This is a genomic window from Ruegeria sp. YTSA168 (genome assembly GCF_059610045.1).
The window spans coordinates 102,624-123,431 of sequence record NZ_JBXWMW010000001.1 but is presented as its reverse complement, the minus strand read 5'-3'; the positions used below and the strand labels follow the sequence as shown (position 1 = coordinate 123,431).

24 protein-coding genes and 1 tRNA gene are annotated in these 20,808 nt (G+C 56.5%); 8 read left to right on the top strand and 17 right to left on the bottom strand.

The window, feature by feature from the left end:
* Window positions 1-38: 38 nt before the first annotated feature.
* Window positions 39-1,271, bottom strand: coding sequence for a serine hydrolase domain-containing protein (locus AC2FFE_RS00650; RefSeq protein WP_496845588.1), 1,233 nt, complete (start codon window positions 1,269-1,271; stop codon window positions 39-41).
* 149 nt (window positions 1,272-1,420) lie between these two features.
* Between AC2FFE_RS00650 and AC2FFE_RS00645 the strand changes: the two genes are divergently transcribed.
* Window positions 1,421-2,026, top strand: coding sequence for a 2-hydroxychromene-2-carboxylate isomerase (locus tag AC2FFE_RS00645; RefSeq protein WP_496845587.1), 606 nt, complete (start codon window positions 1,421-1,423; stop codon window positions 2,024-2,026).
* Between the two features lie 27 nt (window positions 2,027-2,053).
* On the opposite strand, the gene AC2FFE_RS00640 is transcribed toward AC2FFE_RS00645, so the two are convergent.
* A complete protein-coding gene (locus AC2FFE_RS00640) occupies window positions 2,054-3,082 on the bottom strand; it encodes a phosphotransferase (RefSeq protein WP_496845586.1) in 1,029 nt (342 codons plus the stop codon).
* Between the two features lie 13 nt (window positions 3,083-3,095).
* Window positions 3,096-3,914, bottom strand: a complete 819-nt coding sequence (locus tag AC2FFE_RS00635) for an SDR family NAD(P)-dependent oxidoreductase (RefSeq protein WP_496845585.1) — start codon at window positions 3,912-3,914, stop codon at window positions 3,096-3,098.
* A gap of 123 nt (window positions 3,915-4,037) precedes the next feature.
* Here AC2FFE_RS00635 and AC2FFE_RS00630 point away from each other — a divergent pair, with 123 nt between their 5' ends.
* The 3 genes from AC2FFE_RS00630 (at window position 4,038) to AC2FFE_RS00620 (ending at window position 6,364) form a co-directional block, all read left to right on the top strand.
* A complete protein-coding gene (locus AC2FFE_RS00630; protein WP_496845584.1) occupies window positions 4,038-5,039 on the top strand; it encodes an NADPH:quinone oxidoreductase family protein in 1,002 nt (333 codons plus the stop codon).
* Window positions 5,040-5,162: 123 nt separating this feature from the next.
* Window positions 5,163-5,612 carry a type II 3-dehydroquinate dehydratase gene (gene aroQ, locus AC2FFE_RS00625; protein ID WP_496818420.1) on the top strand — a complete coding sequence of 150 codons (450 nt, stop codon included), beginning with the start codon at window positions 5,163-5,165 and terminating at the stop codon, window positions 5,610-5,612.
* A complete protein-coding gene (locus AC2FFE_RS00620; RefSeq protein ID WP_496818419.1) occupies window positions 5,609-6,364 on the top strand; it encodes a LuxR family transcriptional regulator in 756 nt (251 codons plus the stop codon). The genes aroQ and AC2FFE_RS00620 overlap by 4 nt, the downstream gene beginning before the upstream one ends.
* 338 nt (window positions 6,365-6,702) lie before the next feature.
* Here AC2FFE_RS00620 and tsf read toward each other — a convergent pair whose 3' ends face one another.
* The 5 genes from tsf to AC2FFE_RS00595 form a co-directional block, all read right to left on the bottom strand.
* Window positions 6,703-7,578: a translation elongation factor Ts gene (tsf, locus tag AC2FFE_RS00615; RefSeq protein WP_496818418.1), complete on the bottom strand. Its 876-nt coding sequence runs from the start codon at window positions 7,576-7,578 to the stop codon at window positions 6,703-6,705.
* Between the two features lie 76 nt (window positions 7,579-7,654).
* Window positions 7,655-8,452 carry a 30S ribosomal protein S2 gene (rpsB, locus tag AC2FFE_RS00610; protein WP_496818417.1) on the bottom strand — a complete coding sequence of 266 codons (798 nt, stop codon included), beginning with the start codon at window positions 8,450-8,452 and terminating at the stop codon, window positions 7,655-7,657.
* A gap of 167 nt (window positions 8,453-8,619) precedes the next feature.
* The gene (olsA, locus tag AC2FFE_RS00605; RefSeq protein WP_496845583.1) at window positions 8,620-9,474 is read right to left on the bottom strand and encodes a lyso-ornithine lipid O-acyltransferase; all 855 of its coding nucleotides are present in this window, start codon (window positions 9,472-9,474) and stop codon (window positions 8,620-8,622) included.
* A complete protein-coding gene (gene olsB / locus AC2FFE_RS00600) occupies window positions 9,461-10,216 on the bottom strand; it encodes an L-ornithine N(alpha)-acyltransferase (protein WP_496818415.1) in 756 nt (251 codons plus the stop codon). Before olsB ends, olsA begins: the two co-directional genes overlap by 14 nt.
* Before the next feature lie 100 nt (window positions 10,217-10,316).
* Window positions 10,317-10,499 (bottom strand): DUF3553 domain-containing protein, encoded by a 183-nt coding sequence (locus tag AC2FFE_RS00595; RefSeq protein WP_496818414.1) that lies wholly within the window; start codon window positions 10,497-10,499, stop codon window positions 10,317-10,319.
* Between the two features lie 44 nt (window positions 10,500-10,543).
* Here AC2FFE_RS00595 and AC2FFE_RS00590 point away from each other — a divergent pair, with 44 nt between their 5' ends.
* Complete coding sequence (locus AC2FFE_RS00590; RefSeq protein WP_496845582.1) at window positions 10,544-11,140, top strand: histidine phosphotransferase family protein; 597 nt, start codon at window positions 10,544-10,546, stop codon at window positions 11,138-11,140.
* On the opposite strand, the gene AC2FFE_RS00585 is transcribed toward AC2FFE_RS00590, so the two are convergent.
* The 9 genes from AC2FFE_RS00585 to AC2FFE_RS00545 all read right to left on the bottom strand — a co-directional run bounded on the left by AC2FFE_RS00585 (window position 11,137) and on the right by AC2FFE_RS00545 (window position 18,596).
* Window positions 11,137-12,399 (bottom strand): glutamate-5-semialdehyde dehydrogenase, encoded by a 1,263-nt coding sequence (locus tag AC2FFE_RS00585; protein ID WP_480549233.1) that lies wholly within the window; start codon window positions 12,397-12,399, stop codon window positions 11,137-11,139. The two genes, AC2FFE_RS00590 and AC2FFE_RS00585, sit on opposite strands and share 4 nt — an antisense overlap.
* Window positions 12,400-12,420: 21 nt before the next feature.
* Window positions 12,421-13,527: a glutamate 5-kinase gene (gene proB, locus AC2FFE_RS00580; protein WP_496818411.1), complete on the bottom strand. Its 1,107-nt coding sequence runs from the start codon at window positions 13,525-13,527 to the stop codon at window positions 12,421-12,423.
* Window positions 13,515-14,549, bottom strand: coding sequence for a GTPase ObgE (gene obgE / locus AC2FFE_RS00575; protein ID WP_496845581.1), 1,035 nt, complete (start codon window positions 14,547-14,549; stop codon window positions 13,515-13,517). Before obgE ends, proB begins: the two co-directional genes overlap by 13 nt.
* 37 nt (window positions 14,550-14,586) lie before the next feature.
* The gene (locus tag AC2FFE_RS00570; protein ID WP_496818409.1) at window positions 14,587-15,123 is read right to left on the bottom strand and encodes a GNAT family N-acetyltransferase; all 537 of its coding nucleotides are present in this window, start codon (window positions 15,121-15,123) and stop codon (window positions 14,587-14,589) included.
* The gene (locus AC2FFE_RS00565; RefSeq protein WP_496818408.1) at window positions 15,120-15,728 is read right to left on the bottom strand and encodes a LysE family translocator; all 609 of its coding nucleotides are present in this window, start codon (window positions 15,726-15,728) and stop codon (window positions 15,120-15,122) included. Before AC2FFE_RS00565 ends, AC2FFE_RS00570 begins: the two co-directional genes overlap by 4 nt.
* Window positions 15,729-15,821: 93 nt before the next feature.
* On the bottom strand, window positions 15,822-16,091 hold the full coding sequence (gene rpmA / locus AC2FFE_RS00560) for a 50S ribosomal protein L27 (protein WP_039535512.1): 270 nt from the start codon (window positions 16,089-16,091) through the stop codon (window positions 15,822-15,824).
* A gap of 11 nt (window positions 16,092-16,102) precedes the next feature.
* Window positions 16,103-16,747, bottom strand: a complete 645-nt coding sequence (locus tag AC2FFE_RS00555) for a 50S ribosomal protein L21 (RefSeq protein WP_496818407.1) — start codon at window positions 16,745-16,747, stop codon at window positions 16,103-16,105.
* 206 nt (window positions 16,748-16,953) lie between these two features.
* Window positions 16,954-17,754 (bottom strand): DUF2059 domain-containing protein, encoded by an 801-nt coding sequence (locus AC2FFE_RS00550; protein ID WP_496845580.1) that lies wholly within the window; start codon window positions 17,752-17,754, stop codon window positions 16,954-16,956.
* Entirely contained in the window at window positions 17,754-18,596 is an 843-nt protein-coding gene (locus AC2FFE_RS00545) for a DUF2059 domain-containing protein (RefSeq protein WP_496845579.1), read from the bottom strand. The genes AC2FFE_RS00550 and AC2FFE_RS00545 overlap by 1 nt, the downstream gene beginning before the upstream one ends.
* Window positions 18,597-18,719: 123 nt before the next feature.
* On the opposite strand from AC2FFE_RS00545, the gene AC2FFE_RS00540 reads away from it, so the two are divergent.
* The 3 genes from AC2FFE_RS00540 to AC2FFE_RS00530 all read left to right on the top strand — a co-directional run bounded on the left by AC2FFE_RS00540 (window position 18,720) and on the right by AC2FFE_RS00530 (window position 20,798).
* Window positions 18,720-18,809, top strand: a tRNA-Ser gene (locus AC2FFE_RS00540).
* Window positions 18,810-19,026: 217 nt separating this feature from the next.
* Window positions 19,027-19,572 (top strand): hypothetical protein, encoded by a 546-nt coding sequence (locus AC2FFE_RS00535; protein WP_496818404.1) that lies wholly within the window; start codon window positions 19,027-19,029, stop codon window positions 19,570-19,572.
* Between the two features lie 197 nt (window positions 19,573-19,769).
* Window positions 19,770-20,798, top strand: coding sequence for an alcohol dehydrogenase catalytic domain-containing protein (locus AC2FFE_RS00530; protein WP_496845578.1), 1,029 nt, complete (start codon window positions 19,770-19,772; stop codon window positions 20,796-20,798).
* Window positions 20,799-20,808 lie beyond the last annotated feature (10 nt).

The window sequence follows — 20,808 nt, the reverse complement described above, 5'->3', positions numbered from 1 at the left end:
TGAGTGTGACAGATATCCGCCTATCAGTCGCGTTCGGATCAATCAATCATCGCGCCTAGCACAAGCGCCTTTAACTCGGCTCGTGACGGGTAAGAACTGGAAGGCGACAACTGAGTAAAAAAGATACCGCTCAGTTCGTTTTCTCGATCCAGCCAGAAATAAGTTGAGGCCATGCCGCCCCAACTGAAATCGCCAACTGAACCGGGCACGCGCATCCTTGCTGGGTTCAGAACCACGGATCCACCGAGGCCAAAGCCCATACCCTCCATCGGTTGTTCGGCAAAACTGCGGGGACCCATCGATGCAATATCGCCGGATAAGTGGTTGCAAAGCATGAAATCTACGGTTTTGGGTCCCAGAATGCGTTGCCCATTCGCTATACCTCGATTGCGCAGCATTTCGACGAATTTGGCATAATCATCAATGGTGCTTATCAATCCGCCACCACCCGAGAAAGTCGAGGTGTTTTCAAATGGGGATGACCCGGCCTCATCTATCAGTCGCAGTGTTTCTCTGCCCCGTTCGGCTGAGTTCAGCGCCATCGCATCACCCGACAAGGGGGAATAAAGCGACGCAAAACGATCCCCTGCCCCTTTGGACACGAAAAAACCGGTTTCCCACATGCCCAGAGGCGTAAAGATCTGCTGGTCGAAATATTGATCCAACGCTTGGCCCGAAACAATTTCGATCACGCGCCCCAGAACGTCGATGCTGACGGAATACTCCCAGCGCGAACCGGGTTGAAACGCCAATGGCAAGCGCGTCAAATCATGGATCCGATCCGCCAACGGGCCCTGATTAGGTTTGAACAGCAAATCCTGCTGTTCCATGGCCTTAGGCAATAGGCCGGGATTGAACGGGTAGCTCAGACCGCTTGTATGCGTCAGCAGGTGATGCAGCGTCGGACTGGTTGCTGTTTCGGTTTGATCCAAACGGGTGGCACCGGGAACAAGGGCCTGTATATCATTGAATTCGGGTATAAATTCAGACAACGGCGAATCAAGGTGGATCAAACCCTGTTCGACCAGCATCATCAATCCAACCGAAGTTATGGGCTTAGTCATCGAATAAATCCGCGCCAGAGTATCGCGTTGGAATGGCAGGTTGTTTTCAACGCTGCGCTGACCACAGACATGAAAAAACACCTCGGCGCCTTGGTGATGCAGCAGAAAGGCGCTTCCGGCATATCTGCGCTGGGTGACATAGCGTTCCATCCAGACACGTATTCGGTTCAGCCGATCATGATCAAAACTTGCAGTGGATTGTGTCATAGAACCTGCCTGATCCTGCTTATGTCAGAAAAATACGCTTTGCTTTACCAAAGCCATACGCGATTGTTGCCACTGAAAAACGACCCTTGTCGCGGATTCGTTGCGTGCCGGTTCTAAAATCTGCCGACACCCCGGATTGGAGTATCAACATGGCGCAAACTATAGATTTCGTTTACGATTTCAGCAGCCCAAACGCGTTTCTTGCATATAAGATGCTGCCGGAACTTGCCAAAAAGCACAAGGCGAAGATCAACCCGATCCCGGTGCTGTTGTCCGGTGTGTTCAAATCTACCAACAACCAGAGCCCGTTCGAGGCGTTTTCCGAAAATCGTCAAAAAACGGCCTATTTGACCCACGATCTGCACCGCTTTGCCCGGCGGCGTAGTGTGAGTTTCCACATGAGTCCGCATTTCCCGATCCATAGCAAATTTGCCATGCGTGGCGCCTACTATGCATCCGGTAAATCATGGGAATCCAAATATATAGATGCGGTCTTTGATGCGATCTGGGTGCATGGTCAGAAGGTCGAGGAGCTTGGCGTATTGACCGACATTCTGCGTGAAGCAGAACTGCCCGTTCGTAAAATCCGCGAGGCGATTGCCGCTCCGGAAACCAAGCAGCTGCTAAAAGAACAAACCAAAGCCATGGTCAAGCGCGGCGTCTTTGGCGTGCCTAGCATGTTTGCAGGGTCTGAGATGTTCTTTGGAAAGAACAGTCTGGGCAATCTGGATCTGGAGCTGACACTACATAAGTGATCTAAAACTGAGCTCTATCGCGATATTTTAATCTTGTTTAAGTGCAGCCAAGCCATGCTGCGCAAAAACGGGAACGTATGCCCCGAATGCTTGGGCGCGTTTCGGATCTGAGGCGTTTCCGTCCAGCGCGCGTTTGTACACACCCTGTAGAATCCCGGCCATTCGGAAGAAGTTAAACGCCAGATAGAAACCGAAGTTATCAATCCCCGGCAATCCACGACGGGCACAATACTGCGCAACAAAGTCCGCGTCGCAGGGTAGGCCCAGTTGGTCCCGATCAATACCGGCCAGCCCGCGCCCCTCTTTGCCCGGTGGCATCTGCCATTGCATGATCACTGCGGCCAGATCGGCATAAGGGTGGCCGATTGTGGACAATTCCCAATCCAGAACGCCGATGCAGTCCGTCCCATCTGTAGCAAACATCAGGTTGTCGATGCGGTAGTCCCCATGCACCAGCGTGCGTTGCCCGTCATCGTCTGGGATCGCAGAGGTAAGTGCATCGATAAGCGCGTTCAAATCGGCGATATCAGATGTTTCAGAAGCGCGATATTGCTTGGTCCAGCGCGAGATCTGGCGTTCGAAGTAGTTGCCTGTTGGCCCATAGTCAGACAGGCCTACGGCATCGATATCCACCATATGAAGCTCTGCCAAAACGCGGTTCATTTCGTCCAGAACAGCGCTGCGGACCTTGTTGCTTTCTCCCTCCAGTGTGGGTTGCAGGAAGACGCGCCCTTGCAAATGCTCCATCACGTAGAAGGCCGATCCGATAACCGAGTCATCCTCGCATAGCAGCAGCATTTTGGGCACCGGAACCGAGCTATCCGCCAGGGCGCTTTGTACACGAAACTCGCGATCCACCGCATGGGCCGACTTCAGAAGCACCCCGGGGGGTTTGCGACGCAGTACATAAGACCTTTTGGGCGTGCGCAATTCATAGGTCGGGTTGGATTGCCCGATCGCAAATTTTCTGGCTTCAAGCGGGCCGCTATAGCCTTTCAGATGCGCTGACAGGTAGGTGTCTATCGCTGCCAGGTTCAAATCTGTGTTGGGTGTCATGTCCGCCCCTCACCTAAAGGGCTTCGGCAAAGATGTTCGGAGCGGTTACCACGTTTATACCGCCCGACACCGGAATGACTGCCCCCGTCACATAGCCACCGCCGCGACCGCAGAGGAACAGCATACAGCCTGCAATATCCTCATCGCGGCCCACACGCCCCAAAGGCACCGATTTACCGACCCTGTCGCGCGTATCTTCATCCGCGGTTGCAAAAGCGGTCATCTTAGACACAAACGGTCCGGGCGCCAGTGCGTTGACGGTGACATGATAGGGTGACAGTTCTTTGGCCAGGATTTTGGTCAGATGCAGCACGGCTGCCTTCGAGGCGGAATAGCTGTAAGCGCCATCGCCCATAGGAACCTCACCCATCACCGAGCCAACGTTGATGACCCGTGCTGGGTCTTCGGCCGTTCCAGACTTCATCAGCAACGGCAGTAGTCTCTGCGTCAACTCAAAGATGCCCGTCACGTTGACTGACATCACTTTATCCCAAGCCTCATAGGGGAATTGCCCCATCGGCGCCCCCCAGCTGACACCAGAATTATTCATAAGAATATCAAGTGTCTCGGTCCGCGCGTTGATGTCAGAAACAAGCGCCTCAATCCCCTCCTTGCTGCCCAGGTCGCCCGAAAACCCTACTGCGCTTCCCGGCGCATCCATCGCGTTGAGTTCTTCGGCGACAGCGGCGCAGGCGTCGCCTTTGCGTGAGGCGATCATCACATGGGCCCCAGCCCGCACCAGTGCTTCGGCAGCCATGCGGCCAATTCCAGTGGCCCCGCCTGTGACCAGCGCGGTTTTACCCTGAAGTGAAAAAAGAGTTTCGGGGTTCATGCGTGTCTCCTCACTTACACGTGGTGGCGGTTGCCGTGACGGGAACCAGAGGTGGCCGTTGACAATACATACCCCAGCCTCAAAAGTTTCCGATACCGGAATAACAGGGACAACAGGGTCAACATGCAAGCATTACTCAGCGTCGCCCCCGGCGGGCCAGAGACTTTGGAACTGACCACCCTGCCCGATCCAGCGCCTGGCAAGGGAGAGCTGTTGATCGCCGTGAAAGCAGCCGGGGTGAATTTTCCGGACACGCTGATCATTCGAGACCTCTATCAGATGAAACCACCGCGCCCCTTTGCCCCCGGCGGAGAAATCGCCGGAGAGGTTCTGGCCATCGGTGAGGGCGTAACAGGGTTTGAACCAGGTGATCGGGTTCTGGCGCTGACGGGTCATGGAGGGTTTGCAACCCATCTGACGATCAAGGCCCCATCTGCCATCAAGTTCCCGGACGACATGCCCTATGAGGACGCGGCCTGTTTCATTTTCACCTATGGCACCTCGTATCACGCGCTCAAGGACCGGGCATCGCTTCAAGCCGGTGAAACCTTGTTGATCCTCGGTGCAGCAGGTGGTGTCGGCTCGGCAGCGATTGAGCTGGGCAAAGCTATGGGTGCGCGGGTCATCGCCGCCGTGTCATCCGACGAAAAGGCCGCATTTTGCAAACAGATTGGTGCGGATGAGACGATCATCTATCCGAGCGAGATGGATAAAGACGCCCAAAAGGCGTTCTCGGGCCAGATCAAAGCGCTGGCTGGTCCCAATGGCGTGGATGTTGTTTATGACGCCGTCGGCGGGCCGTTTGCCGAACCCGCGTTGCGCAGTATGGCGTGGAACGGGCGTTTTCTGGTGGTGGGGTTCCCTGCCGGTATCCCCAACCTTCCGCTGAACCTGCCGCTGCTCAAAGGGTGCCAGATCGTTGGCGTCTTTTGGGGCGCGTCGGTGTTCCGTGACCCCCAGGGTCATGCGCAGAATGTTGCAGAGCTATTTTCGCTCTACGGAAAGGGTCAAATCAAACCCCGCATCAGCGCGCAGTTCCCCCTCAATCAGGCTGCCGATGCTTTGAAGCTTCTGGCGGATCGTTCTGTGCTGGGCAAGCTGGTCATCACACCGGACGCGACCTGAGGGTCACAGAACGGCGTGAAAGACGGCTCCTCCGCCCGCAAGGATTGTATCACCTCGCAACAAAGCGCAGTAGACAACTCGGGCTAATCGTGGCTATGAACCAGTGATGGGGAATAAAAAGACATGACGAACATTCTGGTTTTGAATGGTCCGAACCTGAACCTGCTTGGCACCCGCCAGCCAGAGGTTTATGGCAGCACCACATTGCAGATGGTCGAGGATCTGTGCGTTGACCATGGCGCCAAGCTTGGTCTGACTGTAACCCATTTTCAGTCGAACCACGAAGGCGCCCTGATTGATGCCATTCACGCCGCGCGCGAAACACAGCACGGGCTGATCCTGAACGCGGGCGGCTATACGCATACATCCGTGGCGTTGATGGATGCGATCTCGTCCGTCGGGTTGCCGCTGGTTGAGGTGCATCTGTCGAATATTCACGCGCGCGAAGCATTTCGCCATAAATCATACATTGCGCCAGTCGCGCTGGGGCAAATCTGCGGATTTGGTGTGCAAAGCTATGTTCTGGCGCTAGACGCCATAGCAACGCATCTTGGGTCCACGGGTGGCAGATGAAGCTAAACGACTATCTGCATTTCGTAAGCTACGCCAAAACGCTGGAAGAGCTTTGGGATGCCCATTGCCGCCAGATGGCGCAGTTCGGCTTTGATCGGCTGATCTATGGCTATACCCAGTTTCGGACTGAAACCTCCCTGGGTGATCCAGAAGATTTTGTGATCCTGTCCAATCATGATCCGGCCTATACGGATGGCTTTCTGCAGCGCGGGATGTATTTCCACGCCCCGATGCTCAAATGGGCGCTGGACAATGAAGGCGCGGCCAGTTGGCAGATGATCCAACAGATGATGTCCACCGGGCAGATGAGCGCTGAAGAAAAGCGGGTGATCGATTTCAACAGATCGATGGGCGTTGTGAATGGCTACACGGTCAGCTTCAACTCGGTCTCGTTGCGCTCGAAAGGGGCGATTTCGCTATCTGCGCGGGGCGATATCAGCCAGGAAGAGGTTGATGCGATCTGGGCGGAGCACGGAGATGACATATTGCTCATGAACAATATGGCACATCTGAAAATTCTGACCCTGCCCTACAACCCGCCCAACCGCGCTCTGACAAAGCGGCAGCGCGAAGCGTTGGAATGGGTCGGCGATGGCAAAACAACGCAGGATATCGCGCTGTTGATGGGGCTGACCTCGGCAACCGTGGAAAAACATCTGAGGCTTGCACGCGAATCCCTGTCTGTTGAGACCACAGCACAGGCCGTTCTCAAGGCATCTCTGCACAATCAGATGTTCCTAATGGAAGCTTAAGCGCCAAGGGTATTTAAGATGGTTTACCCTAGGTAAGGAAAACATGACTTCCGAATTGGTAGGTAAAATTGCAAATTGGTCTTGTTCCGTGAGTGGTGGCTTTAGCCAGGGAACACTTCGATCAGATCTTTGCAATACCAAAGCTCTCTGATCACTCTGACACAGGGGCGCCTATTTGTCCGCGTCGCTAGGTCGGAAATTTGGGGGGCCTCGACCATCCCCATCATGCGGGGCCCTCCATTCTATTCTCAGTTTGACGAAAACAAAAAAACGGGCTGCGACCGCGCAACCCGTTTCGATGCTTTGAAAAGGCCCCAGAACGAGGCCTTTGAAGTGCTTTAGCCCTGAGCGGCTTTGGCCACTTCGGCTGCGAAGTCTTCTTTTTCGACCACGATGCCTTCGCCAACTTCCAAGCGGATGAAACCTGTGATGGTGGCACCTGCCTCTTTGGCCGCCGCTTCAACGGTCAGATCAGGGTTCACAACGAACTGCTGGTTCAGCAGAGTCGATTCGGCGACGAATTTCTTCATGCGGCCAACGATCATCTTTTCGATCACCTGTTCCGGCTTGCCGGATTCGCGGGCGATGTCCATCTGAACCTGCTTTTCCTTCTCGACGATGGCCGGATCCATGTCCGCCTCGGACAGGGCTGCCGGGTTCACAGCCGCGATGTGCATCGCAACCTGTTTGCCGATCGCCTCGTCACCACCGGTCAGAGCAACCAGAACACCGATTTTACCCATGCCGTTGGTGGCCGCGTTGTGGACGTAGGACACAACCGTATCGCCCGACAGTTTGGCCATGCGGCGCACCGACATGTTTTCACCAATAGTGGCGATCTTGTCGGTCAGGGTATCGGCAACGTTTTTGCCGCCCAGGTCAGCCGCCAGCAGCGCGTCAACATCTGCGACGCCTTCAGCTGCAAATGCGATCTTGCCAACCATTTCCTGGAATTCAGCGTTTTTCGCAACAAAGTCGGTTTCCGAGTTCACTTCGACAGCAACACCGGTGCCACCGTTGACGTGAACAGCAACCAGACCTTCGGCTGCGGTGCGGCCCGATTTCTTCGCCGCTTTGGCCAGACCTTTGGTGCGCAGCCAGTCAACGGCTTCGTCCATGTTGCCACCGGTTTCGGTTAGCGCTTTTTTTGCGTCCATCATGCCTGCGCCGGTCGAGTCGCGCAGTTCTTTAACCATTGCTGCTGTGATTGCCATCTTTAGGCTCTCCTCAATTCAAACGGAATTGGGGCAGGTCTACCCTGCCCCATATGTCATTTACGTGACGGGCAGCTTACGCTTCGGCAGGTGTTTCTGCTTCGGCTTCTGCAGGTGCTTCTTCGGCAACGGCTTCTTCAACCGGCGCTTCTTCGAAGGCACCCAGGTCAACGCCGGCTGCACCCATCTGAGCGGTCATACCGTCCAGAGCGGCGCGTGCGGCCAGATCACAGTACAGAGCGATGGCGCGCGCTGCGTCGTCGTTGCCGGGGATGATGTAATCCACACCATCGGGCGAGCAGTTGGTGTCAACCACGGCCACAACCGGGATACCCAGCTTGTTGGCTTCGGCGATGGCCAGTGCTTCTTTCTTGACGTCGATGACGAACAGCAGATCGGGAACGCCGCCCATTTCGCGGATACCGCCCAGCGAAGCCTGCAGCTTGGCCTGGTCACGCTCCATGCCCAGACGCTCTTTCTTGGTCAGGCCTTCGGCGCCGGTTTCCATCGCTTCGTCGATCTGGTTCAGACGGTTGATCGACTGGGAAACGGTTTTCCAGTTGGTCAGCGTGCCGCCCAGCCAGCGGTGGTTCATGTAGTACTGAGCCGACTTTTCAGCGGCTTCGGCGATCGGGCCTGCGGCCTGACGCTTGGTGCCAACGAACAGAACGCGGCCACCTTTTGCAACAGTGTCGCGAACCGCCTGCAGCGCCTGATCCAGCATCGGAACGGTCTGGGTCAGGTCCATGATGTGGATGCCATTGCGCGAGCCGTAGATGAACGGGCCCATGCGGGGATTCCAACGCTGTGTCTGGTGACCAAAGTGAACGCCAGCTTCCAGCAGCTGACGCATGGAGAACTCGGGAAGAGCCATGCTATATTTCCTTTTCCGGTTTACGCCTGGGCGGGGGTGAAAGAAGCGGATGCTCCAACCGGCGGTCTTGATGAGGATGTCTCCCTCAAAAAGCCCAAACCCCGCCTGCGGGTTTGAATGGCGCGCATATAAGGCAGGATTTGGGGCAGTGCAAGGGCTAAATGCCCTTATTTTTCAAGCCGTGCCAAGCTGTGTGCGTGACGAACGGCTTGCTCACACCAGGCCGCCAGCGCTTTGCGGTTTTCAAAGTCACTGACCTTGGCCGGTGCATGGTAAATCAACTCGACCGCTCCCTGCCGCCGGGCGCCTAACGTTTTGAGCAGATGTGGACCGAATTCCATATCCCCCCACCAGCCATAAAAGCGTGCAGGCTGCCCATCTGGCGCGTGAAACACGGCTGTAACGGGTTGTACATACATGAAATCGCGCAACTCTTCTCTAAAGAACGCAGCGAAAAGCGTTGTTTTAAATGGCAAAACCCGCAAACCGTCCGTCGAGGTTCCTTCTGGGAAAAACAACAGCTTATGACCGGCTTTCAACCGATCTTCGAAAACCTTGGTCTGTTCCTTTGCTTTTTTGGGGTTCCGCTCAATAAAGACGGTGCCCGTCGCACGCGCCAGCCAGCCAATGCCGGGCCAGCGCGCCACTTCGGCTTTTGAGACAAAATAAATCCGTTTACGAGCATTCAGGGCAAAAATATCCAGCCACGAAGTGTGGTTGGCCACGACAGCTCCGCGTTGCTGCATTAACTCACCCGATGTCGTGAACTTAATTCCAAGGATGCGAAAAGCGTTACGACAGACAAATTGGGTGATGAACGGCGTGACCGGGCGGTGCAGACCACATAGCGGCCGTTCAACAAGGCGCAGCAGCAGCAAGATGATCAGCCCGCCAAAGACCAGAATGGCCAAGGGCACCCCCCGAAGCAGAACCAGACTCCAGCCCAGCAGACCCAGCTCAATCGGGTCCGGGGCGTCTTCGCTGTTCCAAAGGGGATCGCTCACCGCGTTACGCTCCTCCATAGATGCGCCTTTGGCGTTCATTCATGCGCGCGGTGTCGAGGATCAGGCAAACATCCGTCGTGTTAAAGCTGTGATCGACAAAGGCCCCCTCGCCCACAAAACCGCCCAACCGCAGATAGGCTTTGATCAGCGCGGGTACCTGAACCATTGCGGCGCGGCGATCCAGATCCTGAGGCGCGACCAGGTCCATGGATTGGAACACACCCGCCTGCGCTCGCACGCGCAGATCAGGCGGCGCTAGGTGGTTGTGATGCAGCATCGCCAAAGGCTGGGCCAAGGCGGCCACATCAGTGCCGTGAAAGCTGGCCACACCAAACAGAACCTCAATTTGGCGCTCGGCGACATAGCCGGCCAGCCCGTTCCAAAGATGATACATTGCCGAGCCGCCGCGATAATCCTTGTGCAAGCAGGATCGACCCAGCTCCAACAACCGGCGCCCGCTGTTTTTCAGTACGCTCAGGTCATACTCATCTTCGGAATAAAACTGCCCGATATCTGCTGCAAGCTCCCCCGGCAACATCCTGTAAACGCCGATTATTTCCCCAGTACCGTCGTCATAGGCCAGCATATGATCGAAATACGGATCGAACCTGTCCTTTTCTAAGCCCGCTTCGTGATCCACCAGGTCTCCACCACCGCCCAGTTCACGCACAAAGACATCATAGCGCAGCTTTTGTGCGGCGCGCAGCTCTGCCGCGGTCTCGGCGAGTTTTACAGTGAATGTCGGGCCAGTATCCGGCATAAGGGGATCCGTTCTCGTTTAGGGGCTGATACCGCAGTCTTTTGACCGTGCGCAACTGCTGCGCTATTGGTCAGGGTTGTTAACCTTTCCTAAACCAGTTTCACGGATCAAAGACGGGCATCAGGGCGATGCGCGTTCCGTCGATTACCACTTTCCCCTGCTCGCGGAAATTTACGGTGATCTTGCCTGAGATGTTGGACTGCACCTGTCCAACGCCCCATTCGGGAAAATCCGGGTGGCGAACAAACATGCCCGGTGCAAGAATAGCATTCATGTCTGTCATGAGGGGTCCCTTGAATCCTGCGGCAGATACAGCAGGAGGTACGCATGGGCGCATCAGACGTCAACCTGGCCGAATTGATCGGATCGCGGATCTGTCACGATCTGATCAGCCCGATCGGGGCAATCACCAACGGGTTGGAATTGCTTGAGATGGTGGGCGCGGTTCAAGGCCCCGAGATGGAGTTGATCTCAGGCAGTGTCGGCAGCGCTGGCGCACGCATCCGGTTCTTTCGCGTGGCCTTTGGTGCCTCCAGCGATCAGCCCCTGGGCAAGACCGAAATAGCAGAGCTGCTGAATGATATCGAGCGCGCCGGGCGCGTTCGGGTGAACTGGAACCTGACACAGCCGGTGCCGCGCAATCAGGTCAAGCTGGCCTTTCTGGCCCTGATGTGTTGCGAAAGCGCGATGCCCTTGGGGGGTGAGGTTGAAATCTCGACCAATGGCTCGGGCTGTCAGGTTGTTGGAATCGCTGATAAAATGAGTGTTGACAGCGACTTATGGAAAAGTGTTGCCACTGGGCGCCCCTCGGGCAAGATCACACCTGCACAGGTGCAGTTTGCACTGTTGCCTGAAGCGGCCGCCGCGATGGGACGGCGGATCTCGGTCGAAACCAGTTCGACCCGCGTAGCGTTGAAATTCTAGGCCCGGATCGTACCGTTGCCACGCACCAGATATTGAAAACTGGTCAGCTGCGCCGCACCCACCGGTCCGCGTGCATGCATCTTGCCGGTTGCGATCCCAATCTCTGCGCCCATCCCAAACTCACCGCCATCGGCAAACTGGGTTGAGGCGTTGTGCATCAGGATCGCGCTGTCGAGCCGTTCAAAGAAACGCGATGCCGCCTGATCATCTTCGGTCATGATGCAATCGGTGTGGTTCGATCCATACTGCTGGATATGCGCGATGGCGGCGTCAATATCGGCCACGGGTTTGGCCGCAATGATGCTGTCCAGAAACTCTTTGCCCCAATCATCGGCTGTTGCTCGAAGCGTGCCATCAACGGCCAAAGCGCCCTCGGCATGGACTTCGACGCCTGCGGCGGTCAGAGCAGCGATCAGATCACGCCCCAGCGTTTCGGCAATATCCTGATGGATCAAAAGGCATTCTGCCGCACCGCAGATACCTGTGCGTCGGGTTTTGGCGTTCAGCACCACCTCAAGCGTCTTCTGCGGATCAGCGGCTTTGTCGACATAGATGTGAACAATGCCTTCGAGATGCGCAAAGACAGGCACGCGCGCCTCACGTTGCACCAACCCGACCAGCCCTTTGCCTCCGCGAGGTACGATAACGTCCACGTAATCAGTCATGGTCAGCAACTCCTGAACCGCGGCACGGTCACGGGTCGGTACCAGTTGAATGGAATCTTCGGGCAGGTTTGCCGCTTTCAGACCTTCGACCAGACAGGCATGGATGGCTGTGGACGAATGAAAGCCTTCGGACCCGCCCCGCAAGATCACCGCGTTGCCGGATTTCAGGCAAAGCGCGCCCGCGTCGGCGGTGACATTGGGACGGCTTTCATAGATCACACCGATCACACCCAGGGGCGTCCGCACCCGCTGAATATGCAGGCCCGAGGGCATATCCCATTCGGTGATCACCTCACCCACAGGGTCAGTCTGTTCGGCAACAGTGCGTAGCCCATCGACCATGCCCTGAATTCGGGTCTCGTCCAGCATCAGGCGGTCCATCATTGCAGGGCTCAGGCCCTTGTTGCGACCGAATTCCAGGTCCTTTTTGTTGGCTTCTATGATCCCGGCGCGGTTCCTCCAAACCGCATCGGCGGCGGCAATCAGGGCTGCATGCTTGCGTTCGGCGCTGGCAAAGGCGAGCTCGCGCGCCGCATCTTTAGCGCGCTTTCCAAGATCGGTCATCAAGGCCGGAATATTGTCGAGATCTTTCATCTTGTGCCCCTTTCTGCGCCGTTAAAGCGCCAAATCATCCCTGTGGATCAGCGCCGCGCGGCCGGGATAACCCAGCGTGGCCTCAATCTCCGACGATTTCCGCCCTTTGATCGCATCCGCTTCTTGCGCCGTGTAGCGACTGATGCCCTGAGCCAACCGCCGCGCTTGCGGATCAAGCACCGCGACCGGGTCGCCGCGCCCGAAATCCCCGGTGACTTCGACAATCCCAGCCGGCAAAAGGCTGTTGCCGTTTGCAAGCGCCTTGGCCGCACCCTCATCCACGGTGATCTCACCCCTTGGTTTCATCGCCGAAATCCAACGCTTGCGCGCCGCGTGGGGATCCAGCTTGGCCGTAAACCATGTGCAGTTGGCGCCATTCTCAAGCGATTGCAGAGGGTTAAGAGGTGACCCTTCAGTAATCGCCATATCGCATCCAGCGGCCGTTGCCATCTTGGCCGCCAACAATTTGGTCTTCATCCCGCCTTTTGACAGGCCAGACCCGGCATCGCCGGCCATCGCCTCAATTTTGGGGGTGATGGTGTCGATGGTGTCATAGCGCGTGGCCGAGGCATCTTCGTTCGGATTGCCCGAGTAGAACCCATCTACGTCTGAAAGCAGGATCAATTGATCCGCGCCAACCGTGACCGCGATCTGAGCGGCCAGACGGTCATTGTCGCCATAGCGGATTTCATCAGTTGCCACGGTGTCGTTTTCATTGACGATCGGAACAACGCCAAGCCCCAACAGGGTTTCCAGGGTCGCGCGCGAATTCAAATAGCGGCGCCTGTCTTCACTGTCTTCCAAAGTGACCAGAACCTGCGCCGTAGTGATCTCATGCGGGGTCAGCGCTTCTTCATAGGCGCGGGCCAGTCGGATTTGACCCACCGCTGCGGCGGCCTGAGATTGCTCCAATGGCAGTGTCGCGGTGGGCAGGCCCAAAACACCGCGGCCCAACGCAATCGAGCCTGACGACACCAGAATGACATCCGCGCCCTGCCCCTTCAGCCAGGCCACATCCTGTGCCAGCGATTTCAACCAGTCCGAACGCAACACGCCTGAGTGCCGGTCCACCAATAAGGCCGACCCGATTTTGACCACCAAACGACGGGCTGCAGTCAGGGTTGCCACGATTGGGCCTCCTCCACGGGTTTCTGGCGTAGCCGGTTTTCATCAATCTGAGCGCGTAGGGCCCGCAGCACGTCGGTCACGCCCAGATGGGCGACGCCGGACATGGTCATGACAGGGCCGCCAACGGCGTTCTCCAGTTCAGCCTTGGCGAGCTCGCGTTCTTCTTCATCCAGCGCGTCGACCTTGTTCAGCACGGTGATCCGCGGCTTGTCGGCCAGTTCACCGCCATAGGCTTCAAGCTCATGAATGATGGTGCGATAGTCTTCGGCCACAGTTTCCGAGGTGCCATCAACCAGATGCAGCAGCACGGCGCAGCGCTCCACGTGACCCAGAAAGCGGTCTCCGATCCCGCGCCCTTCATGCGCGCCTTCGATCAGGCCAGGGATGTCGGCCACAACGAATTCGACATTGTCGACGCCGACCACGCCCAAGTTCGGATGCAGGGTCGTAAACGGATAATCGGCAATCTTGGGGCGCGCATTCGACGTGGCGGCCAAGAAGGTTGATTTGCCTGCATTTGGCATACCCAGCAGTCCTACATCGGCAATCAGCTTCAGCCGCAACCAGATCGTGCGGTCGATCCCGGCCTGCCCCGGATTGGCGCGGCGCGGAGCTTGGTTGGTGGCCGATTTAAAGTGTAGGTTGCCAAACCCGCCATTGCCGCCCTTGGCCAGCAGGAACCGCTGTCCGACCTCAGTCAGGTCGCAGATCACGGTTTCTTCGTCTTCATCGAGGATCTCTGTCCCGACCGGCACGCGCAGGATAATGTCGTCACCATCCTTACCTGTGCGCTGCTGCCCACGGCCGGGCTGCCCGTTCTTGGCAAAGAAATGCTGCTGATAGCGAAAGTCGATCAGGGTGTTCAGCCCATCGACGACCTCAGCCCAGACTGTACCCCCTTTGCCGCCGTCCCCGCCATCGGGACCGCCATATTCGATGTATTTTTCGCGCCGAAAGCTGACGCAGCCGCTACCGCCGGCCCCGGACCGGATGTAGACCTTTGCAAGATCGAGAAATTTCATGACTGTCCCCTACTGCAAAGGCCCCATCGGCCACAAGTCAGAGTTTTTTGCTATATGTCCAGGTGGGCACGTTTGCGTCGCGTGCGACCGAATATGTCTCGGCGTCGCCAAGATATTCGAAACCACAATGGATCAGCACCCGCGCCGAGGCTGGATTGTCCTGAAATACGCTGGCGAACATGCTGGAATGCTGCAATGGGTTGGCCAGAACCAGCGCCTCAACGGCCAATGAGGCAATGCCGGTATTCCAGTAAACCGGTGCGACCCAATAGCCGACCTCGGCCTGGTTGCGATCCAGCCTTTGCAGTGAGATGAGGCCGATCAGTTCCGGTCCGCCATCCTTGGTGGCATCCAGCGCCCATACATCCTCATCCCGTTCATCTGCCATGGAACGGGTTACAAAAGCCTCGGTCGAACCGGGTGGCAGAGGATGTGGAATTGTCGTGGTCATACGCGCCACGCGCTCATCGCCTGCATAATATTCAATGAGACCCATATCCGACCGGCGCAGGGGGCGCAGGTCGAACCGCTCGGTTTCGATGACCGGCTGGTTGATTATCATCTCAAGTTTCATGTCTGTGCTCCTCCTCCGAACAACACGAAAAGTACGGACGCAACTGTGACACTCGCCAACGTCCACATCAGATATTTTTCCATAGGCCGTCCTTCAACCGCATGAGCGATCCGATCGCCTGCAAAAGTCCAGATTGGGTGAAGAACTGCCTGACAAAACAATAAACAAAGCGCGATTGTTAAAGTCGCCTGAAACGTCGATGTTCCAGCCGCAACAAAGCCGGTGAAGCCTGCTATGATCATGGCCCAGGCTTTCGGGTTCAGCGGATGCACGATCAGCCCCGCCCAGAAACCCGGCACTGCAACATCGCTTTGTCCACGCGACAAGCGCAGGTTCGCGATTTTCCAGGCCAGCCAGATGATATAAGCCGCCGAGGCGTATTTGAGCACCTCAAAGACCAAGGGCATCCGATCCGCCAATTGCATCAGGCCATATCCTACAGGCCAGATGATCAACTGCTTGCCCAGGATAACCCCTGCAACAAATGGCAAGGCAGCCCGAAAGCCATAGCGCGCACCTGTCCCCAGCAGGACCATATTGGCTGGTCCCGGTGTGCCGACCTGACTGGCGGCAAACAGAAGGAAACTGGTGGTTGCGACTGTCATCTTGTTTTGATCACGACTGCGTTAAAACGAAAAAGGGACCGGCACGTTGTGCCGGTCCCCCATGAATTTTTCTTAAACCTTCTGGGTCTCGGCTTACTCTGCGGCCTCCGCCACTGGCAGGACCGAAATAAAGGTGCGGTTTTTAAGTCCCTTGTGGAACTTCACGGCGCCATCGGTGGTTGCAAAAATGGTATGATCTTTACCCATGCCAACGCCTTCGCCCGGCCAGAACTTGGTGCCGCGCTGACGTACGATGATGTTGCCTGCGATGGCGGCCTGGCCGCCGTAGAGTTTCACGCCAAGGCGACGACCCGCTGAGTCGCGACCGTTACGGGAGGAACCGCCAGCTTTTTTATGTGCCATTCTCTCTCTCCTTAGCCTTTAGCCAGTTCTTTAGCCTGTTCGATCCAGCCTTCACGCTCGATCCGGCCTTTGAACGACAGTTTCTCGTCCATAGCAGCAACGTCTGCTTCCGTCCATGCCGCAATCTGGGCAAAGGTGGTGACGCCCGCTTCGAGAAGCTTTTTCTCAAGCGCCGGGCCAACACCGGACAGTTTTTTCAGATCGTCTGCGCCTGCGTCAGCAGCGGGTGCTTCGGCTTTCGGTGCAGCAGCTTTCTTGGCCGGTGCTTTCTTCGGCGCAGCCGCTTCGACAGCCGCGGCAGAAACCGAACCGGTTGCAGCTTTGATACCCGACTTGTCAGCACCCGACGACAGGATGTCGGTGATCTTGACCAGGGTCAGCTTCTGACGGTGGCCAACGGTACGCTTCGAGCTGTGCTTACGACGACGTTTGACGAACTTGATGACCTTGTCACCTTTGATCTGGTCGATCACTTCGGCCTGAACGCCTGCACCTTCAACGAAAGGTGAGCCAACAACCGGAGCGTCGCCGCCCAGCATCAGAACATCGTTGAATTGAACTTTTTCACCTGCGTCGGCAGCCAGCTTTTCAACGCGGAGCACATCGCCCGCCTGAACCTTGTACTGCTTGCCGCCAGTCTTGAGGACCGCAAACATGCGTCTTTCCTTTTCCAAACCGCGTTCTGTGGTCCCCGCATGGGTGTTTTCGGCTTACGCCACCTCGAACAGCGCGCCCTTTTCGGGCTGTGATGAATGACCTTCGGGAGAACCAAGGGTCAAATAATAACGTTACCCGGCGCGGTATTCCGGCCGGGTTGCGCGCTTATCCATGGATTGGGGGGCAAAGTCAACACCCAAGCGGGCTAAAGATCGGACCCGTTCAAAACCTGCGCCACAGCCTCGCCCAACTGGAACGAAATGGTGTCAAACATCCGGTCAAACCCATCGAACAACGCGGTGTTCAGCGCCTGCCCGGTCTTGGTTCTGGAAAAGGCGATATACTCGCGCATCTCAGCCTCGTCCAGCGGTGCATAAGCCATCAGCAGAAAGGAATAGAGCCACTCGGTCGTGTCATCTGTTTTGGCGTCCTGTTCGGCCAAAAGCTGCGCCAACAACTCGGCATCGTCGCCGGGCTGGCCCAGTGTCATCCCTTTGAAGAAACTGTATTGGGCGCTCAGCGCGCCCTGCACATTCTGTTCGATCAGATCATTAACCCGAATGAACTCTGCCACAAGTTCGTACAAAACCGAGTCAGTCTGAGTGTTCTTGAACCTCTCCTGCGCCATCTCTTCGATTTCGGGGGTCAGAAAGGCGCGCCGGGCCGAGTTTTCAAGCGAAACGACCATCTGACCCAGATCGCTTTGGTAAAAGACGATGGCTTGATCCATCTGTGCGTCGGACATCTGGGCGGCAAACGCGTCACGCATCTGGTTGCGCATCCAGGTCGGATCATAGATGTCCTGAACTTGGGCCTGAAAGAAATCTCCGCCCGCATTGTCCAGCAGCGTTTCATCCACTTCGCGCCTATATATGTCACCTTCTTCCGCAAGAATTTGCGCCACTTGGTCAAGCCGCATAGCCTCAGCCAGTTCTTCGGCTTTCTCACTCGCGAACGCAGGCCAAGCCCCGGCAAGCAGCACTGACAACAGGTACAAAAGGCGCATCAAATATCCTGAGCGGGGTGCAGTTCAGCCATGCGAGCGGCCAGCACTTCGAAGCGCATGGCCATGATTTCATACTGTATGGCATTCAACAGCTCATACACCTCCTGCATAAGCGGATGTTCCAAAGCGTCCACATAGTCGTCAACTTCGGAATCCGAGAACGCCTGATACGTATAGGCCGCCCCCGCCAAACCCGAAAGTTGCAAGGATTGTCGCATGCCGGCTTCATTGCTTTTCAACATTTGCCTCAGCTCATCAGCGCTCAACTGCAATTCGATCACGCCAGAAGCGCTTGCAGCCAGCAAAAACCGCACCTGAATCTCCTGCAGCGCTCGCAAGGCGGTTCCCGAGGAGTCGATGGCACTATTCATCCGTTTGTAGCTTTCAACCCGCGGCGATCCAGCCTGGACCAGCGCGGCAAAAATCTCCTGCCCTTGCAGTTGTTTGCCGTCTTCATCTTTCTCCATGTGCGAGGCGTTTTCAGCTTCTACCAGGCGCTGACCCAGATCCGAGGCATAAAACTCGACCGCATGTTTCAGCGCATCATCGCTTAGGGTTTCCTCAAGGATCGACACAGCGGTTTCATGCATGCCTTCGGTGTCAAAAACCTCTTCCGTCAAGCGTGTCCAATCAGACCCGAACCCTTCTGGATCAATTCCCAGCATTTGCGGTGCCGAACCGGATGCCAAAGCGATGCTTTCCAGTGCGACGTCAAATCCGGTAGTTGTAAGAAAAGCCTCAATCCGATCCCGATTGGCGGCCATAACAAGTGATGGCAAAAGGATCAGCGCGACAAACGGGGCGAAAAAGGCAGGGGCGAAGCGGCGTGGTTGATGTGTCATAGGGATGAGCCTAGGTGTTTTACCCCTATAGGCAATGGAAAAACGCGGCTTTGCCGAATTCCGGAATTTTCTGCTTGCACCCCTGCGCGTTCCTAACTAAATCCCCCCCTCACAGACCCCCGCGGAGAGGTGCCGGAGTGGTCGAACGGGGCGGTCTCGAAAACCGTTGTGGGTGCAAGCCCACCCAGGGTTCGAATCCCTGTCTCTCCGCCAGCTTGTTTTGCTCGGTACAGCGCAGCTTTCTTTATAAGACACTACCACAACAAACTGCAGTTCTTTCTCGTGTTGGGCGTGTTCTTGCCGCGCAGATGACACGGGATCAGCGTAGCTTGGCCCATATCTCGCAGTTGCAGAAAAGCACAAAGAATTCCCCTTTAAGAACAGATAGTTTTATCCCATCTCGGCGACACATATTTCAAAGGAGACACACATGTCGCGTACACTTATTCTGGCCATTGTCATCGCTGCAATCGGCGCTGGCGGTTATTTCTATTTCAACCAGGCAGAGCAAACTCCGGGTGAGACATTGCAGGACGCTGTGCAGGATACGGCCGATGCTGTAAATGACGCTGCTGATGCTGCTGGCGACGCAGCAAATGACGCGGTCACGGACGCGCAGGAGGCTGTCAGTGATGCTGTAGACACCGCTCAGGATGCTGCATCTGACGCATTGGACACCGCCGCAGATCAGGCCAACGAAGCCGCGTCATCGGTTTCGGATGCCGCGGATCAGGCGGGAGAGGAAGTCGCTGCGCTGGCCAATCAGGGGCAGGAACTGTTCAATTCCTGGCTGCAGGACGGGCTGCTGACCGCCGGAGAGTTCGACTATGATGCGATGGTGACATCTGTTCAGGACAGCGACCTGACGCAAGAGTTGAAAACGCAGGCGATCCAGATTTTTGACGAAATCAAAGCGTCGCCAGAAACTCTGCTGCAGAAGATCCAGGACCTGCGCAACCTGCTGACGCAACAGTAAAAGAAAATGGGGTCAGCCCTGAGGGCTGGCCCTGCTTCTGTGTAACACGTTGCCAATTCCGTTACGTCAGCACAACACGCGATTGACGCCGCACCGCCCATTTGTTTGGCTTGCCCTCAAACCAACCGCGTTGCTTTTGCCCGTCTTCATTTGATTTCAGAATTCACGGGAAAGCGCGCTGAACTGAGGGCGCATCTGTGACTGAAATTCCCAAAACGATGTTCGCGACTATTCTCAAACATGATGGATATTCCGGCACTATGACCGGTCCGGCGATCGAGAATGCTGGTGACTGGCTGGCCGAGGCGGAACTGCCCGTTCCCCAGCCTGGTTCCGGGCAGGTCCTGATCCGTTTGCGCACTGCATCGGTAAACCCGTCTGATCTGCATTTCATCAAGGGCGAATATGGCCAGCCTCGGATCAAAGGCGCTGTAGCCGGGTTTGAAGGCTGTGGGGACGTCGTGGCCTCCGGCACAGGGGCCGAGGCCCTGCAAGGGCAGCGCGTGGCATTTGTTGCGGCAGGTTCTGGTGCTTGGGCCGAATATGTCGTGACCCAGATGCAGATGTGCATCCCGCTGCGCCCGGATATCTCGGACGATGACGGCGCGGCACAGATCGTCAATCCGCTGACCGCGATGGCGATGGTCGACATGGCGAAAGAGGCAGGCGATGCCTTTATAATTTCTGCTGCGACCAGCCAGTTGGGCAAGCTGATGTGTAGCCTGGGGCGCGATCTGGGTCTGAAGCCCATTGCTCTGGTCAGACGGGCCGAAACGGTTGATATGCTCAAAGACCTTGGCGCGGTTGAGGTGCTGGTTACCACCGATGCGGATGTTGCGCAGAAATTCTCTGAACTGAGCGCGTCACTCAAACCCCGCATGTTCCTGGATGCGGTGATGGATCAACTCTCGGAACAGATCTTCTGCTCCATGCCGAACAAGGCACGTTGGGTCTGCTATGGTAAACTTGGCAGCGAGAACCCAACCCTGACACAAACCGGTCAGTTGATCTTTATGGGCAAACAGATCGAAGGGTTCTGGCTGACCCAATGGATGATGTCCACACCCCCCGCTGATCAGATGCGCGTGGTGGCTGAAGTGCAAGCGCGCTTTGCCGACGGGCGGTGGAAAACCGATGTATCGGAACGGCTTACACTCCGCAATCTGATCCCAAATCTCGCCGATGCGCTGAAAAAGAGTGACGGGAAGGTGATTATCACGCCATAGTAGTACGAAC